General features: G+C 51.6%; 13 protein-coding genes and 2 pseudogenes. All 15 read left to right on the top strand.

What is annotated here, in order from left to right:
* The first annotated feature begins 5 nt into the window (after positions 1 to 5).
* The 15 genes and pseudogenes from ACQ4LH_RS14720 to ACQ4LH_RS14650 all read left to right on the top strand — a co-directional run bounded on the left by ACQ4LH_RS14720 (position 6) and on the right by ACQ4LH_RS14650 (position 16,861).
* A complete protein-coding gene (locus tag ACQ4LH_RS14720; protein ID WP_430697832.1) occupies positions 6 to 1,181 on the top strand; it encodes a DegT/DnrJ/EryC1/StrS family aminotransferase in 1,176 nt (391 codons plus the stop codon).
* 95 nt (positions 1,182 to 1,276) lie between these two features.
* Complete coding sequence (locus ACQ4LH_RS14715; protein WP_430697831.1) at positions 1,277 to 1,729, top strand: hypothetical protein; 453 nt, start codon at positions 1,277 to 1,279, stop codon at positions 1,727 to 1,729.
* A gap of 78 nt (positions 1,730 to 1,807) precedes the next feature.
* The gene (locus ACQ4LH_RS14710) at positions 1,808 to 3,769 is read left to right on the top strand and encodes a polysaccharide biosynthesis protein (protein WP_430697921.1); all 1,962 of its coding nucleotides are present in this window, start codon (positions 1,808 to 1,810) and stop codon (positions 3,767 to 3,769) included.
* Between the two features lie 323 nt (positions 3,770 to 4,092).
* Positions 4,093 to 4,416 carry a ComEA family DNA-binding protein gene (locus tag ACQ4LH_RS14705; RefSeq protein WP_430697920.1) on the top strand — a complete coding sequence of 108 codons (324 nt, stop codon included), beginning with the start codon at positions 4,093 to 4,095 and terminating at the stop codon, positions 4,414 to 4,416.
* Between the two features lie 230 nt (positions 4,417 to 4,646).
* Positions 4,647 to 5,516, top strand: a pseudogene (locus tag ACQ4LH_RS14700) (IS5 family transposase).
* A 715-nt stretch (positions 5,517 to 6,231) separates the two neighbouring features.
* Positions 6,232 to 7,077, top strand: a complete 846-nt coding sequence (locus tag ACQ4LH_RS14695) for a hypothetical protein (protein ID WP_430697830.1) — start codon at positions 6,232 to 6,234, stop codon at positions 7,075 to 7,077.
* 2 nt (positions 7,078 to 7,079) lie between these two features.
* Positions 7,080 to 8,603, top strand: coding sequence for a lipid II flippase MurJ (locus tag ACQ4LH_RS14690; protein ID WP_430697829.1), 1,524 nt, complete (start codon positions 7,080 to 7,082; stop codon positions 8,601 to 8,603).
* Between the two features lies 1 nt (position 8,604).
* Positions 8,605 to 9,159, top strand: coding sequence for a sugar transferase (locus ACQ4LH_RS14685; protein ID WP_430697828.1), 555 nt, complete (start codon positions 8,605 to 8,607; stop codon positions 9,157 to 9,159).
* 1 nt (position 9,160) lies between these two features.
* The gene (asnB, locus tag ACQ4LH_RS14680; RefSeq protein WP_430697827.1) at positions 9,161 to 10,918 is read left to right on the top strand and encodes an asparagine synthase (glutamine-hydrolyzing); all 1,758 of its coding nucleotides are present in this window, start codon (positions 9,161 to 9,163) and stop codon (positions 10,916 to 10,918) included.
* 201 nt (positions 10,919 to 11,119) lie between these two features.
* Positions 11,120 to 12,418, top strand: a complete 1,299-nt coding sequence (locus ACQ4LH_RS14675; protein WP_430697826.1) for a hypothetical protein — start codon at positions 11,120 to 11,122, stop codon at positions 12,416 to 12,418.
* 20 nt (positions 12,419 to 12,438) lie between these two features.
* Positions 12,439 to 13,761, top strand: a complete 1,323-nt coding sequence (locus tag ACQ4LH_RS14670) for an N-acetyl sugar amidotransferase (RefSeq protein ID WP_430697825.1) — start codon at positions 12,439 to 12,441, stop codon at positions 13,759 to 13,761.
* The gene (gene hisF / locus ACQ4LH_RS14665; protein WP_430697824.1) at positions 13,758 to 14,540 is read left to right on the top strand and encodes an imidazole glycerol phosphate synthase subunit HisF; all 783 of its coding nucleotides are present in this window, start codon (positions 13,758 to 13,760) and stop codon (positions 14,538 to 14,540) included. Before ACQ4LH_RS14670 ends, hisF begins: the two co-directional genes overlap by 4 nt.
* Entirely contained in the window at positions 14,533 to 15,183 is a 651-nt protein-coding gene (gene hisH, locus ACQ4LH_RS14660; RefSeq protein ID WP_430697823.1) for an imidazole glycerol phosphate synthase subunit HisH, read from the top strand. Before hisF ends, hisH begins: the two co-directional genes overlap by 8 nt.
* Entirely contained in the window at positions 15,180 to 15,386 is a 207-nt protein-coding gene (locus ACQ4LH_RS14655) for a cytidylyltransferase domain-containing protein (RefSeq protein ID WP_430697822.1), read from the top strand. Before hisH ends, ACQ4LH_RS14655 begins: the two co-directional genes overlap by 4 nt.
* A 340-nt stretch (positions 15,387 to 15,726) precedes the next feature.
* Positions 15,727 to 16,861 (top strand): annotated as a pseudogene (locus tag ACQ4LH_RS14650) (IS3 family transposase).
* The last annotated feature ends 78 nt before the right edge of the window (positions 16,862 to 16,939 follow it).

Genomic DNA, 16,939 nt, shown 5'->3' with positions numbered 1-16,939 from the left:
GGCGTATGTTAGGTACTTCTTTTTCCCCTTGGCCGAGCTTCACTGATGAAGAGGCTGAGGCAGCTCGTAACGTAATACTTTCCAACAAGGTTAACTACTGGACAGGTCAGGAGTGTCGTGAATTCGAGAAGGAGTTCGCGATTTGGGCCGGCACCGAATATGCCATTGCCCTTTCGAATGGAACTGTTGCACTGGATTTGGCGCTGAAAGCTCTGGGTATTGGTCCTGGGGATGAAGTAGTAGTTACTTCTCGGACTTTTCTTGCTTCCGCTTCGTCAATAGTCACTGCGGGCGCCATTCCTGTATTTGCCGATGTGGATCGCGATTCGCAGAACATCACCGCCGATACAATCCGTGCTGTGCTTACACCACGTACCCGTGCGGTGATCTGCGTGCATCTGGCCGGCTGGCCTTGCGACATGGACCCGATCATGGCGCTGGGTGAAGAGCATGGCCTGAAGGTAATCGAGGATTGCGCCCAAGCGCATGGCGCACGATACAAAGGTAAGCCGGTGGGGTCTATTGGTCATGTTAGCGCTTGGTCTTTTTGCCAGGACAAGATCATGACCACTGCTGGTGAGGGTGGCATGGTGACGACCAATGATCGTGAGCTGTGGTCCAAAATGTGGTCGTTTAAGGATCACGGTAAAAGCTGGGAGGCCGTATATGAGCGGCAGCATGCCCCAGGTTTTCGTTGGCTGCATGAAAGTTTTGGTACCAACTGGCGGATGATGGAAGTGCAGGGGGCCATCGGCCGAATCCAGTTGCAGCGTATGAGCGATTGGCAGGCGAGGCGCTTAGCCAATGCAGAGCGCATTTGGTCGACTGCTCAGAAGCTACCGGGTTTGCGAGTTGCACAAGTGCCTGATGCTATTACTCATGCCGCTTATAAGTGTTATGTCTTCGTCGAACCTGCCCAGTTGAAAGAGGGTTGGAGTCGTGACCGTATTCTTAGCGAGATCGTGGCTCACGGGGTGCCCTGCTTCTCTGGTTCTTGCTCCGAGGTGTATCTGGAAAAGGCCTTCGATAACACCAACTGGCGCCCAGATGAGCCCTTACCCACCGCTAGAGAGCTGGGCGAGACCAGCCTAATGTTTCTCGTTCATCCCACGTTAACTGCACTAGAGATCGATAAGACCTGTCAGGTGCTGGCTGACGTGATGGTTGCTTCCGCTCGATAAAAGCGTCAGACCAACATGTTGTATGTGCATCCCCCTGACCATATGCATGGCAGGGAGCTGTAAGGAAACTCGGCTAATTTTCTTTGGGAGGTTGTGTGAAGGGATTTATTTTCGCAGTTGCTGTTTGTGCTGCATTGCTGTCTGGCTGCGAGCCTGCTTCGTCCCCCTCTGGGGCAGCTCCTAGCCTAGAGCCCGTTGCAGGTACTGTACTGGTTAAAAATAAGGTTATGTTTCCGGAAGGCATTGAGGTGTCCTTCAACGGGCGCATTTTCCAATATCAGTTAGTTCAGAATGTAAAAGGCGAGTTTGATCGCTATATCGTGCATTCCACGGACGGCATGATGGGGGTTGAGGGCGCAGTATTTGCTAGCCTGGCGAAGCAGGGTTATACACGCCGTATCCGCAAGGAAGTGCCAGGTCAATTCGTCGTCAATTATGTAAAGAAAGGCGCTGCGACCATAATCGCAACTTTCTCTGATCACTCAACCAAGGCGGTAGGCGACAAGACCAAGTCAAGGGCTGTTTTTACTTGGAAAATTGCTGGCTGATCGAATGGATCGATAAGCTTTAAATGTTGAGGGTGCTTTGTGTTAAGACTTGCTGAAAAGCTGCGTACTCGTCTGGTGATGTTGCCGCGACGCTACAAACGACTGATTCAGGTAATCGTGGACATAGCACTGGTATGGATAGCGCTGTGGCTGGCATTTGTCGTGCGCTTGGGCCATTCAAACAACATTGAGCCCTTTGCCGGGCATGCCTGGCTTTTTGTTTTGGCCCCACTGATAGCTATTCCCCTGTTTGTTCGGTTTGGTATGTATCGGGCGGTGGTGCGCTACTTCGGCAATGATGCTTTGCTCGCTATTGTTAAAGCCATCAGTATCTCTGCCTTGCTCCTGGCATTGTGTGTTTATTGGAATCAGGGTGCCCCCAAGGTTATTCCCCGCTCCATGGTATTCAACTACTGGTGGTTGAGCCTGGTGATGATTGGTGGCTTACGCCTGTTGATGCGCCAGTATTTTATGGGCGGCTGGTACTCCTCCGAACAGCCCAGCAAATTTAGCGCGCGAGATGCTGGTTTACCGAAAGTAGCGGTGTATGGTGCTGGCGCAGCTGGCAACCAATTGGTCGCTGCGTTGCGGTTGGGACGAGGGATGCGGCCGGTGGCTTTTATCGATGATGATTCCGATATTGCCACCCGAGTGATTGCCGGGCTGCGTGTTTATACGCCCAAGCACATTCAGCAGATGATCAATGAGACAGGTGCCGACGAAATACTGCTAGCAATTCCTTCGGCTAGCCGTGCACGACGTCGTGAAGTACTGGGGTTGTTGGAGCCTTACCCACTGCATGTGCGTAGCATTCCCGGCTTTATGGATTTGGCCAGTGGCCGGGTCAAGGTCGATGATGTGCAAGAAGTGGATATCGCCGACTTGCTCGGTCGTGATGCGGTTCCGCCGCAGCAGGCTTTGTTTGAGCGTTGTATCCGTGGCCAAGTGGTGATGGTGACTGGGGCTGGCGGCTCCATTGGTTCTGAGTTGTGTCGTCAGATAGTTGCGACTGGGCCTACTACCTTGCTGCTGTTCGAGCACAGCGAATTCAATCTCTACAGTATTCACCGCGAGCTGGAGCAGCGCATTCGTCGTGAGTCGCTGCCTGTTCGATTGGTGCCGATCCTTGGGTCGATCCGCAATGCCGGGCGCTTGTTGGATGTGATGCGAACCTGGAGCGTCAATACGGTCTATCACGCGGCTGCTTACAAGCACGTTCCTATGGTTGAGCACAATATTGCCGAAGGTGTGCTGAATAATGTGCTGGGTTCTACCTTTACTGCGCAGGCGGCTGTAAAGGCAGGGGTTGAGCATTTTGTGCTGATTTCCACCGACAAAGCGGTGCGCCCGACCAATGTGATGGGTAGCACCAAGCGCTTGGCGGAGATGGTGTTGCAGGCACTGAGCCGTGAGTCTGCCCCTCTACTGTTCCGCGACGATGAGTCTGTGTACCACGTCAATAAGACTCGTTTCACCATGGTGCGTTTCGGTAATGTGCTGGGTTCTTCCGGCTCGGTGATTCCGCTGTTCCATGAGCAGATCCGCAAGGGCGGGCCTGTCACCGTAACTCACCCGAATATCACCCGTTACTTTATGACCATCCCTGAGGCGGCCCAGCTAGTGATTCAGGCTGGTGCCATGGGGCAGGGCGGGGATGTGTTTGTGCTGGATATGGGGCAGCCGGTGAAGATTGCCGTCTTGGCAGAAAAGATGATTCACCTTAGTGGTTTAAGCGTGCGTTCGGATAAGAACCCACATGGCGATATTGCTATCGAGTTCACCGGCCTGCGCCCTGGCGAGAAGTTGTATGAGGAGCTGCTGATCGGTGACAACGTCAGCCCGACCGAGCATCCGATGATCATGCGCGCCAATGAAGAGTATTGGCCTTGGGAACGTTTCAAGGTGGTATTGGCCGAGTTGATGGCCGCGGTGGAGCGCGATGATTATGAGCGAGTGCGTCAGTTGCTGCGTGAGGCGGTGAGTGGTTACAAGCCGGATGGTGAGATTGTTGATTGGGTACACATGAAACGCCGTTTGTAGCCATAGAGTTATTCCACTAAAGACGGTCTGAAAAAATCCGCCTTCGAAAACTGTAGGCCAGTAAACATGGGACCTACAGAGCTGCCATTTCGTAAGGCTCGGGCTTTTTCAGAACTCTCTAAATGAGCAGATAATCTGATCGTTTTTGATCGGTTGACGGCTTTCAAAATCGGTGAAAGCTGAAGTTGGCCAGAAATACCGGCTACTTCAAACCATCCTTAAGTTATGCGTGGAGTCGTTTGACAAGTATATGGCTGCAGCTGGTTTTCAGATCGTGGAGAGGAACCCCCACATTGATGAAAACTAACGAAAGGATGCACAGCATACTAAAAGCCAAACTGTCTTCTCTGTTGTTCGCTGTTCTTACTTCAATTTCCTTGGCGGTTGTCGCCGCTGAAACGCAGACTCAGCTAGTACCTGTTGTTGAAACTGCGGAAGTGGCTCCGGTCGGTAAGGTCAATCTCAATACAGCTGATGCTGCCACCCTGCAACGTGAGTTGTTGGGGGTTGGTGAGGTCAAGGCGCAGGCGATTGTTGCTTATCGTGATGAGCATGGCGACTTTGCTTCTGTGGATGAGTTGCTGGAAGTCAAAGGTATTGGTGAGGCAACGTTGGAGAAGAATCGCGACAAGTTGAGTACTAACTGACGCGTTTAGTTGTTTAATTAAGTCCGGTTATTAACCGGACTTTTTGCTTTCTGCGTATTGTGTTTATTAAAACTACTGCGCTTCATGTAGTACTGGGTTGAGGATTAAGGAAACTCTGAAGAAGACTTCCTGATTTTGGCAAAATATCCGGATTCCACCCGCCGAGTTTTCCAATGAAGCAGATGACCTTCGCCGACGCCGAGTAAGCCGGCAGCGCAAGCAAACCCGCAATAGAGCTGTTCCTGATCGAAATGGATCGGGTGGTGCCGTGGAAGGGCTTGATTGCCTTGATCGATCCGCATTACCCCAAGGGTGAAGGTGGTCGGCCAGCCTATCCGCTGATGGCGATTTTGCGGGTTTATTTGATGCTGAACTGGTTCGGCTACAGCGACCCGGCGATGGAGGAGGCTCTGTACGAGACCACCATCCTCAACTTCCGCCGGCTACTGGAGAAACACGAACTGGCTGCGGGCATTCTGGCTGTCATCAATGGTTATCTGGGCGACCGAGGTCTATCGCTGCGCCAAGGCACCATCGTCGATGTGACGTTGATCAATGCGCCGAGTTCGACCAAGAACAAGGAAGGCAAGCGTGACCCGGAAATGCACCAGACCATGAAGGGCAACCAGTATTACTTCGGCATGAAGGCCCACATTGGCGCCGATGACGAATCAGGTTTAGTCCACAGCGTGGTCGGCACGGCAGCTAATGTTGCAGGCGTTACCTAGGTCGATAAGTTGCTGCACGGCGAGGAGAACATGGTTGGTGCCGGCGCGGGTTACACCGGCATAGAGAAACGCTCGGAACATAAAGGTCAGGAGGTGATCTGACAGGTCGCAGCCCGCCGCAGTACGTACAAAAAATTGAGTAAGCGCAGCGCGCTGTACAAAGCCAAGCGCAAGATCGAGAAGGCCAGGGCTCAGGTGCGAGCCAAGGTCGAGCCCCCGTTCGGGGTGATCAAACGTCAATTCGGTTATGTGAAGACGCGCTTCCGTGGCCTGGCAAAGAACACCGCGCAACTGGTGACGCTGTTTGCCTTGTCGAACCTATGGATGGCACGCCGGCACTTATTGACCAATACGGGAGAGGTGCGCCTGTAATATGGAAAGTAGCCGCTGCGAGGTGCTTGCGGCGGCCAAAACGAATAACGTGAGCGGGTGATCTGATCGTTTTTGATCGATCTGCGGCTTTCAAAATCAGCGGAGGCTGAAGTCAGCCTGAAATACGTGGCTACTTCAGACCATCCCTAGCATCATGTACCAGCTTTCTGAGTTGTGCTTGAATTTGTGCCTAGCGAACCACGGCTCTTTACTTTTCAGCTCCTGCTGGAGAAGCACGGGCTGCTATTGATATTCTGGGCGAGAGCAACGCTTACCTTGGGGCAGGTCAGATCTGTTGGTAGGTCGGGTTACTATCATTGACGCCACGTTTTGATTTGTTTGTTCAACTCCACCAAGAATTAAGAGCAGAAAATGTGATCCAGGGATGCATTAGAGCTAAGATGGAAGTCAGCATTGTGTGTTTCGCAGGTAATGAAAATATGATGCAGATGATGTTGTTTACTCTGTGAAATGCTTGGGTAGTGTTTTGATATTTCCTTACGAATGCATGAGATGTGCAGCTGAATACGGGAGATGGCCACGAGTGATAGCTAAAAGGATTGGGGTTTTGTCTGTGTTGAATGATTTCTGAGTGATCTTTCATTCTAAAATCCAGTTGTGGTTGAGGTTTCTAATTTATTATGGTTGCTTTAGAGTGTCTCCAGTTTTTTAGATTTTTATTTCCTATCTAATTATTCTCTTGAAGTATAAAAACTTGATGACGAATCCCGCGATAAAGTTTTTCATGATTACCAATTGCTCCGAATTGGCGAGGTTTGCCATCGATAGCGGTGTGGACCGTATATTCGTCGACACCGAAATTCTTGGTAAGGATTTGCGTCAAGGGCACCTTAATACGGTAATCAGCAGGCATACCCTAGATGATGTCCGACGGATAAGGTCGTCCGTGCCGGAGGGGCGGTTGCTTGTTCGGATCAACCCAATTCACGAAGGCAGCGAGGCAGAGATTGAGCAAGCGATTGCGGCGGGCGCTGATATTCTCATGCTGCCAATGTTTCGGAGTGCCAGCGAAGTGAGGTTGTTCACGGCGGCTGTGGGTGGGCGCGTGCGTTGCAATCTCCTTGTCGAAACCGTGGCTGCAGTTGCCGTTTTAAAGGAGTGCCTGGAGATACCTGGTGTCAATGAGGTGCATATTGGCCTCAATGACCTCCATCTGGAGCTTGGACTTGACTTCATGTTCGAGCCCCTGGCCAGTGGGCTGGTCGATGACATGGCTGCGATACTGTGTGCTAGTGGAGTACCCTTTGGTATTGGTGGTATCGCCCGTGTAGGCGAAGGGCTGCTGCCCGCAGAGCTGTTGCTGGCCGAGCATGCACGCCTCGGCTCGACGGCTGCGATTCTGTCTAGATCCTTCCATCGCCAGGCCTCATCCGTCATTGAGATAAAGGAGCAAATGGATTTTTCCTCTGAGATTCTCAAACTTCGTGAGGCATTTCGGCATAGTACATTGTGTAGTCCAGAGGAATTACAGGCCGCCCATCGGGACGTTCAAAAGAATGTGCAGGTGATCGTGGGCTCGATAAAGGCGCGTAAGGTGTAATGATGACCCAGGGGCAGCGGAGTCTGCTTGGTGCCGGACTATTCTTGAGTCTGGCTCTGATGGGTGGGAGGTTGGCAGGGTTCGGCCGGGAAGTTCTACTCGCTTCATCGCTGGGCTTATCTGCTGAGGCGGATATCGCGATCATTCTTCTCACTGTGCCTGATCTTCTTGTCAACCTCCTGTTGTCGGGGGGAATAGGCGTCGCGCTGATTCCAGCATTGAAATCGACTACTGCCGACAAGGCTGCAGCCTTGTTTTTGCAGGCCTCTCTGGTAGTGGGTAGCATATTCGCTGCACTTGCGGTCCTGTTCGTATTGATGCCGGCAGCTTGGTTATGGCTGCTTGCACCCGGCATGCTCAATCCGCTGCGATGGCTTGATGGCTGGATGATTTATATCGTCGCAGCCGCTATCCCCCTGACTGCGCTTTCCGGTGTCAGCTCGGCAGCACTGAATGCAAAGGACCATTTCTTTGTAGCGGGCTGCGGCACGTTGATATTCAACCTCAGTATCATTGGCGGGCTTGTATTTGCCATGGTCGAGGGGGAGCGATATCTAGCCTGGCTGTGCGTCGGTATTATCTGTGGTGCGATAGTGCGCTGGGTTAGCCAGCTGCTGGCGCTCAACACCAAGCGCCTAACTGACGAGCAGGCAGGTGCTCACAGATGGCTGATTGATCGCCACCTGCTTCGTGGCTTTTTTGCAGGGCTTGCTTCAGCCTCATTGCTGGTCTTGGTGCCGGTAATTTTACGTGCGGGGGCCTCCTGGTTGGGCGAGGGCGAGCTAGCCGCTTTTAACTATGCGATCAAGTTGGTCGAGTTGCCGCTTGGTATTCTCATCACGACCCTCGCCACGGTCGCCTTTCCTCGCCTGTGTGAATCCTATGACCGGCAAGAAAAAGGCGCCTTTGAGGCGCTTTTGAACACGTCTTTGCAGCGATCATTGGTATTATCGATAGCTGTCGTCTTGTGCGGTTTCCCATTTATCGACGCTGCGATTTTCATACTTTTCGGTGCTGGTCGGGTAGGGGTTTCAGGCCTTCTGCACATTACAGTTTTGACCCAGATCGCTCTGTTTAGTGTGCCCTGGGTCGGCGTCTCGAGCCTTGCTGCTGCCGCTCTGAATGCGCAAAGGCAGCCGGGATTGGTCTTGCGGCGTACCGTCATTACCATGTTGTTTCTCCCGGTGCTCTGCATTCCCGGGCTTTGGCTGAAAGAGCCTGTGATCCTGATGTGGGCCTTGCCTGTTTTTCACGTGATGTTCGCTATCAGCCTCATTCGAGCTGCGGGGTTGAGGGGGCTCAGGCAATGCTGGGGTATGTCATATGCCATTTTGCGCAGTGCAGCTGCCATCGGGGCTGTCGTTTTAGTTGGCGTGCTTGTCGATGTTGTCTTTTTGACGCCGGCTGAACCCGAATGGGTTGGCTCTTTGCCTATATGGCGCCTGGGATTGGCAGGTCTAACATTTGTCATCAGCGTCACGGCAGGTCTCTATATAATGCGGCCTCCCAGAAATAGCGTGGCATGAAATGAAGCGATTTTTTGATTTCCTCAGCTCACTTATTGCAATCATGGTTTTTTCACCAATCCTGATTGGAGTTGCCGTCGCTATCTATCTTTCTGATTTTGGACCTGTGCTATTCAAGCAGCGGCGTGTTGGTCGTGGCGGCCGGGATTTCTTTATCTATAAATTCCGTAGCATGGTGATAGACGCCGAAAGATTGGGGGGCTACTCCACTGCTGATGGTGATCCACGTATTACCAAGGTAGGGCGATTTATCCGGCGGACCAGCATTGATGAATTACCTCAGTTGTTCAACGTATTGTGTGGCTCGATGAGCGTGGTCGGACCACGCCCTGACGTCCCCGCGCAACGCGCGCTTTACACTGAGGCTGAATGGCAACTACGCAACAGCGTCCGGCCTGGCATCACCGGTCTCGCTCAGGCAACGCTGCGTTCAGCCGCTAACGAGACTCAGCGCAAGGAACTGGATCTGCAATATGCGCAACAGGCTTCCCTGTTCAAGGATATCCAGATCATTCTGCTGACTTTCAAACAGGTTTTTGGAAAAGGCGGCAACTGAAATGTGCGGTATCTTTGGCTATTTCCATAGGGGCGGACGCTCCCTTGCTCCTGAAACATTGCGCGCAATGGGCGATGCAATCCAGCATCGCGGGCCTGATGATCAGGGCGTTTTCAGTGCCCAAGGCCTTGCTCTGGGCAACCAGCGTCTCTCGATCATCGACCTGGCTGGCGGCCATCAGCCGTTCATTTCAGACGATGGCCAGATCGTCGTGGTACAAAATGGCGAAATTTTCAATCATGTCGAACTGGCCCTAGATTTAGCCAGGACCGGGCATGCATGCCGTACCCACTCCGATACTGAAGTACTTTTGCGCTTATATGAGCGAGAAGGTATTTCCTTCATCAGCAAGCTGAATGGCATGTTTGCAATCGCCATTTATGACGCTCGGGAACAGGCCCTTTATTTGGTTCGAGACCGAATTGGTGTCAAACCCCTCTATGTCCACGATGACGGCAATCAGTTGACGTTCGGTTCCGAAATTAAGTCATTGCTCAAGGCCGGCATGCCTCGTCCGGGTATGGATGAGGAGGCGTTGCACCACTATTTGACGTTCAACTATGTTCCCGCACCATATACCCTATACCAAGGGGTGCGTCATATCATGCCTGGGTATGTAATGAAGATTACGCGTAATGGTGTTTCCGAATCGCGTTGGTGGGATCTCGCTGCCGTTCAGCCTGTTTATGGCCGATCCGAGGCTGACTGGATAGAGGAATTCAACACGATACTCGATGATGCGGTACGGTTACGCTTGAGAAGTGATGTTCCATTCGGCGCTTTTCTATCGGGTGGTGTGGATTCCAGCACGATCGTTGGTTTGATGGCGCGACATATGACCGAACCGGTAAAAACCTTCTGCATTGGTTTTGACGATCCCCGCTTTGACGAGTCGCTGTTCGCCCAGGAGGCTGCGGATCGGTTTGGTACACAGCACATCATGCAGCGAGTCGAGCCAGACATGTTGGAGCTGTGGCCCATGGCGACCTATCACTGTGATCAGCCTCATGGTGATGTCTCGTTTCTTCCTACCTATCGCGTTTCCGCACTTGCAGCAAAGCATGTGAAGGTAGTATTGACCGGAGATGGCGGTGACGAGCTTTTTGCCGGATATGACAAGCATAGAGACTTTTTCTCCAGCTCCGACGTGGCCACACTTACGGATGATGAATTCCAGCGACGTTACTTTGAGAGTATTTCCTTATTCAGTCATGCCGGTAAAGCTGCGCTTTATAAGCCTGAGATGGCCGCGCGTCTGCAAGGTGTCGACTCCTTCGACGTAGTAGCGCCATATTTCCAGGCTGTCCCCCATCAGGACCGGATCAATCAGGCCTTGTTTCTCGATATGCAATTGCTGCTGAGTGGCAACAATCTGGTCAAGCCTGATCGCATGGGGATGGCCGTATCGCTTGAAGCTCGCACTCCTTTTCTGGATTATCGCATGATGGAGTTTGCCTTCCGCATGCCTGGCGAGCTAAAGCTCAAGGGAGGCGTCACAAAATATCTTTATAAAAAGGCTGTGGCACCGTTGATTGGCGAAAATCTGGCTTATCGGAAAAAGCAGATGTTCACGGTTCCTGTAGGGGAGTGGTTTAAAACGAGTAAGGCTGATTATTGTCGCAGCAAGGTACCTAGACAGTTTTTCGATTACGATTCTGTGAGCAGCATGGTTGAGTTACATATTGCAGGTGAAGAAAATAGGACGCGGGAAATTCGTGCTCTTATAGCTTTAGAGCATTGGGAGCAAAATTGTCGGTAGTTAAAAAGGATTGAAGGTGTCGATGCTGGCGGTTTCGTTTTTTAGTCGCGTTGGTGTTTGCCGCGGGGAGGGGAAAAGGATTTTTCTGCCAGGCATCAGGTAATTGAACTATGGTGGCGGGTACGGCTATCTCAATTCCTTGACTGATAATCCACGCTTTTCGGTCCATGGTTACGTGCCTTGGGTTGGTGCCATAAGTAGATGGGATATTTATTTTTAATGGTTGATAAGGTTTTTAATTTCCCGGTTTCTTCATTGATGTCGCTCGATAAAAAAACTGTACTGCTAGTTGCTTATGGTGGTGGCCACGTCGCGATGCTGGCTCCTGTCGCTCGTGAGTTATTAACGAGAAATTACAATGTTCTGTTCTTGGCGCTAACTACGGCAGGGGCTTATCTGGACAGGCTAGGTATCCCTTATATTGGCTATAGGCATTTGCCAGAGGCGGATAGTGAGGAGGTTCTTGCTATCGGGCGAATGCTTACTCGTAATTTGCCCAAGAGTAGTTTGGTTCCAGAGGCTGAGTCGCTAGCCTATATGGGATTGAATTATCGTGAGTTGGTAAGGGCTCATGGGGTAGATGCTGCAGCAGATTTGTATGCAAAAGAAGGGCGCCAGGCTTTTCTTCCGGTGGATTTATTTTGCTGTTGGTTTGAGATTTTATCTCCTCTAGTTGTTTTGGCTACAAACTCCCCTCGTAGTGAGCGCGCTGCGCTTGAAGCTGCACGCAAGCTCGGTATCCCGTCAGTATGCGCTGTAGACCTTTTCGGGATGCAAGAGATTGAATGGATCAAAAGCCCTCATTATGCCAGCCGTATCTGCGTTTTGAATGAGCATGTTAAAAACATGTTCGTCGATAAGGGATGTCAGGCCGAGAAAATAGTAGTGACGGGCAATCCAGCGTTCGAGAGGCTTCAATTAGATGACGTGCGGGCCAGTGGCCAAGAAATGCGCGCTTCAAAAGGGTGGAGTAAGGATGATATTGTAGTACTTTGGGCTTCTCAGGTTGAGCCAGGGGAGCATCCGTTTGTTTCGGGCAAGCGTGGTGACTCTACAATGCCGCGGCGTATTGAATCGAGCCTGCGACATCTGGTAGCCAAGGATAAAAGATTTCGATTAGTGGTTCGCTATCATCCTAGCGAATGTGTGGAGTTCAGCGCAGGCCAGGAGCGAGTTGGCCTTAGTTCTTCTGGCGAGGATTTAGCAGTACTCCTGCATGCCGTTGATGTCGTTGTTGTAATGACATCCACCGTAGGGCTTGAAGCGTATCTGGCTGGGTGTCATGTTGTCTCGGTAGCAGGCTCTATTTTCAGCGAAGATGCTCCTTATGGGCAAATGGGAATAGCGGCTGAGGTGTGCTCTCCCTGTGCGCTTGTTGGTCAAATCTCAGAATTGTCATCCTCGGATTTACGGCACTCAAGGTTGCAGCGTGAGGTCGATTATATGAAAAGTCCGACCGGCAACATAGTCGGTGTTGTTGAGACACTAATTGTTAGTTAGTTTTGAATTTGGAGAAAAGCATGAAGCCGATTCCTGCGCCTGCAGAGATTGATAAGTCTGAATACGAGGGTGACGTTGTCAAATCACAGCCTAAGTATGGATTGCCTAGTGAGGTTATCTATTGCAAGCGCTGTGTGATTTCGAATCAGCGCCCAAACTCTGCGGTGGAATATTCACATACTAAAGAATCTAAAAAGAAAACTATTCATTTTGACGAGTACGGCATATGCGATGCTTGTCGGTTTGCTGAGAAAAAGAAAACTGGTATTGACTGGGATGAGCGCGAGCGACAGCTGCGAGATTTGCTAGATCGGCATCGTAGCAAGGATGGCAGCTATGATTGTATCGTTCCTGGGTCAGGTGGTAAGGATAGTTTTTATGCTTCGCACATCTTGCGGCATAAGTATGGTATGCATCCACTTACGGTAACCTGGGCGCCTCATATTTATACTGAGTGGGGTTGGAGAAACTTTCAGCGATGGATTCATGCAGGGCATGACAACTATTTGATGACCCCCAATGGTCGTGCGCATCGTTTATTGACCCGGTTGGCAGTGGATAATTTGTTCCATCCATTTCAGGCTTTCATGTTTGGGCAGAAGGCTCTGGCTCCAAAAATGTCGCTGTTGTTTAATATACCTCTTGTGATTTATGGCGAAAATGAGGCTGAGTACGGTAATCCTATCGGGGATACCGAATCGGCAAAACGAGACTGGTCATATTTTACAGCACAGGATCAGTCTAAAGTTAGCCTTGGCGGTGTTTCAATTGCTGACCTTAAGGCGCACTTCGGCATGCAGCAGCATGATTTGGCGCCTTATTTGCCGGCTAATCCTGAGGAAATAGAGAAGAAAAATACAGAGGTTCATTATCTCGGCTATTATCTGAATTGGCATCCGCAGGCCTGCTACTATTATTCTGTCGAGCATGGTGGTTTTGAAGCCTCTCCAGAGAGAACACCAGGGACATATAGTAAATATAATAGCATTGATGATCGGATTGATGATTTTCACTACTACACAACCGGTACCAAGTTTGGTATCGGTCGTGCCACTTATGACGCGGCCCAAGAAATCCGCTCCGGTGACATTGAGCGCGATGAGGGTGTTGCATTGGTTAAACGCTATGATCACGAGTTTCCGGAGCGTTTTGCCGATGAGATATTCAAATACCTGAGCATTCCGGAGAGTGAGTTTCCCGAAGCGTCGAAAATGTTCGAGCAACCCATACTCACGCGTGAGTATTTCACTCGACTGACAGATAGCTTCCGCTCGCCACATTTGTGGAAGTGGGAAGATGGGCAGTGGAAACTTCGGCATTCAGTCTGGCATGACAAGGCATGAGAAATCTCCGTATTATTCCGCGTCTGGATATTAAGGGTTCTAACCTTATCAAAGGCGTGCGCTTGGAAGGCTTGCGGGTTATGGGGGATCCGCAAGAGCATGCTGTTCGTTATTACGAGTCAGGTGCTGATGAGCTTATCTATATGGATATTGTTGCCAGCCTTTACGGGCGCAATAGTTTGAATGATATTGTCAAGCGGGCAGCCAAGGACGTTTTTGTACCGATCACTGTTGGTGGCGGTATTAGATCCGTGGATGATGCCAAAGCAATTCTGCGCGCAGGTGCCGATAAGGTTGCGATCAATACTGCGGCTGTAGCCAATCCTGATCTGATCCGCGCTGTATCACGGCGCTTTGGTTCTCAGGCCATGGTTTTATCTGTAGAAGCGAAACAAGTTGGCCCCTCTAAATGGGAGGCATACACCGACAATGGACGTGAGCGGACAGGGTTGGATGTGTTGGAGTGGGTGATGCGTGGAGTCGAGTTGGGTGCAGGCGAGTTACTCGTGACGTCGGTGGACCGTGAGGGAACGCGGCAGGGCTTCGACCTCGATCTTATTCGTGCAATCAGCAATGCAGTGCCTGTGCCTGTGATTGCCAGCGGTGGCATGGGGACGCTTGCCCATTTCGTTGAGGCCGCTCGCGAAGGGATGGCAGACGGTATAGCGATGGCGGACGTGTTGCATTACAAGCGTTTAACCTTGGAGCAGATACGAGATTCCGCACTCGAGGCTGGGCTTCCTGTACGAAAACTCACATCGATGATGCAAGATGCCTAATCATAAAATCACAATTCTAGACTATGGAATGTGCAACTTATTCAGCGTTGTTCGTGCTTTCGAGCACAGTGGCGCTGACGTTCTGGTAACCGATGATCCCGCTCAGGTGCCATTTGCAGAAAAACTGGTAGTCCCAGGCGTTGGTGCTTTTCACGACAGCATGCGTGAAATCCATGAGCGCGGTTTTGATGATGCCATCAGGCGTTTTGTCGACACTGGCCGTCCGTTGTTTGGTATTTGTGTGGGTATGCAGGTACTGTTCGATGCCAGTGAGGAGTTTGGAGAGCATCTAGGGCTCGGCATTCTTCCTGGGCGGGTGCTAGCTGTTCCGAAAGTTAGTTTCAATGGAATAGAGCCATTACGTGTCCCGCACATTGGTTGGAATCATCTGACTGAGCCTCGCGGTCGTAATTGGACTGGCTCTTTATTAGAGCCCCTCAAAGGCCTGTCACCTGCCGTTTATTTTGTTCACTCGTTCGTCGCCACACCAGGGCGTGAAGTTGATCTGTTGGCCGAGTGTGATTATGGCGGGCATGCGCTCTGCGCTGCAGTGCAGCACCAGAACGTTATGGCGACTCAATTCCATCCCGAGCGTAGTGGTGCTGTCGGCCTTGAAGTTGTAAAGAGTTTCTGTGTTTTATGAGCCGAACACTCGCCGTCATTCCTGCAAGCGCAGGCTCGAAAAGAGTACTAGGAAAAAATACCCGCGTTTTTGCGGGTAAGTCGCTGATACAGTGGACACTCGAGTTTGCCTGTGCTTATCCGGGTTTCGATGAGGTATTGATTTCTACAGATTGCCAGGAAGTGGCCCGAGTCGCTAAAACCTGCGGTAAGCCCTTGCCGTAGATGAGGTCACCGGAACTTGCGGCCGATGAGGCAAGGACTGTTGATGTGGTATTGCATGCCTGTCGGAATGTCAGGCAAGGGGGCAATTTTTCGAGCGAGTGGCGGTTCTACAACCTACTACTTCCTTTAGGCGGATGAGTCGTTGGCGAGAGGCTCAAAGGCTACTGGATTTTGGTTCGCCTGCCGTAGTTGGGGTGAGTGTTGCCGAGCAGCATCCGTACTGGACGTATTGTGTTGATGATTCGGGAGCTATGCGGCCTGGTTTTCCCGATAAAGCCAATTGGACTACCCCCGCTCTGGTAGACATCCCCGGCCTATGCTTTGAGCATAGGAGGAAGTCATGAGCACCCAACGATTTACCCCGGAATTCAAGGCTGAAGCTGTCAGGCAGGTCGTTGACCGAGGATATTCAGTAGCAGAGATTGCCGCGCGCCTCGGAGTATCTACCCACAGCCTCTACAAATGGGTGAAGGCCGTCCCCCTGATAAGTCCGAGAGGCAGGCCAGTGAGTTACTTGAAGCCAAGAGTGAAATCTTACGACTGCGAGCCCAGATGCGCCGCCTTGAAGAAGAGCGGGATATTTTTAAAAAAGCCGCGCGGTACTTTGCCAGGGAGCCCTGGTGAAGTACCGCTTCATGAACGAGCATCGCCATCAATATGCAATTACCTCGATGTGCCGGGTATTGCAGGTTGCTCGTGCCGGGTTCTACCAGTGGTTGCACAAGCCAATCTCTGACCGTGAGCAAGAAAATAACCGATTGCGGCGGCTGATCCGTGACTCCTATGCCGCCAGCCGGGGTGTTTACGGTGCGCGCCGAGTTTTTGGTGACCTACGGGAAGCCGGTGAAAGCTGCGGTAAACATCGTGTCGCCCGCCTGATGCGTGCCCACAAGATCAAGGCGCTACGGGGCTATAAAGCGCCACGTCCAATCGCGGGGCGGCCTTCGATCATCGCACCGAACCATCTCAATCGAGAGTTCACTGTCGAGGCCCCCAATAAGGCCTGGGTGACCGACATCACCTATATTCGTACCTGGCAGGGATGGCTGTACTTGGCCGTGGTGGTGGATCTTTATGCGCGGAAGGTGGTTGGCTGGTCGATGAAGCCGACACTGGCTCGTGAGCTGGCGCTGGATGCACTGCTCATGGCGCTTTGGCAGCGCAAACCCAAAGGCAGAGTTATCGTCCATTCAGACCAAGGGAGCCAGTACGGCAGTGATGACTGGAAACGCTTCTGCGCCGCCAACAACCTAGAGCCGAGTATGAGTCGGCGGGGCAATTGCTGGGATAACGCTGTGGCCGAGTCCTTTTTCAGCAGCTTGAAGAAAGAACGCATCCGCAAGCGCATCTACAAAAACCGCGACATGGCCAGGGCTGATGTGTTCGATTACATCGAAGTGTTTTACAACCGAACCCGCCGCCACAGTCACTTGGGTGGCGTCAGTCCTGAGGCATTTGAACGTGCCTCATTATAAGGTCGGGAAATGTCTGCCGGAGCGGGGGTAGTCCACCTGCCGACGCTACTTTGATTGGTGTTCCAGCTAAGGTTTCTT

The organism is Pseudomonas peli, assembly GCF_050563605.1.
Taxonomy (GTDB): Bacteria; Pseudomonadota; Gammaproteobacteria; order Pseudomonadales; family Pseudomonadaceae; genus Aquipseudomonas; species Aquipseudomonas peli_A.
Note: the sequence above shows the minus strand (reverse complement) of the source record. Positions and strands in the feature narration are given on the sequence as shown.

Bases quoted from the DNA above. Each gene is read 5' to 3' on its own strand.
- ACQ4LH_RS14670 (WP_430697825.1), top strand. From the start codon at position 12,439: ATGAAGCCGATTCCTGCGCCTGCAGAGATTGATAAGTCTGAATACGAG.
- hisF (WP_430697824.1), top strand. From the start codon at position 13,758: ATGAGAAATCTCCGTATTATTCCGCGTCTGGATATTAAGGGTTCTAAC.
- ACQ4LH_RS14720 (WP_430697832.1), top strand. From the start codon at position 6: ATGTTAGGTACTTCTTTTTCCCCTTGGCCGAGCTTCACTGATGAAGAG.
- ACQ4LH_RS14675 (WP_430697826.1), top strand. From the start codon at position 11,120: ATGGGATATTTATTTTTAATGGTTGATAAGGTTTTTAATTTCCCGGTT.
- ACQ4LH_RS14685 (WP_430697828.1), top strand. From the start codon at position 8,605: ATGAAGCGATTTTTTGATTTCCTCAGCTCACTTATTGCAATCATGGTT.
- asnB (WP_430697827.1), top strand. From the start codon at position 9,161: ATGTGCGGTATCTTTGGCTATTTCCATAGGGGCGGACGCTCCCTTGCT.
- ACQ4LH_RS14655 (WP_430697822.1), top strand. From the start codon at position 15,180: ATGAGCCGAACACTCGCCGTCATTCCTGCAAGCGCAGGCTCGAAAAGA.
- ACQ4LH_RS14710 (WP_430697921.1), top strand. From the start codon at position 1,808: ATGTTGCCGCGACGCTACAAACGACTGATTCAGGTAATCGTGGACATA.
- hisH (WP_430697823.1), top strand. From the start codon at position 14,533: ATGCCTAATCATAAAATCACAATTCTAGACTATGGAATGTGCAACTTA.
- ACQ4LH_RS14690 (WP_430697829.1), top strand. From the start codon at position 7,080: ATGACCCAGGGGCAGCGGAGTCTGCTTGGTGCCGGACTATTCTTGAGT.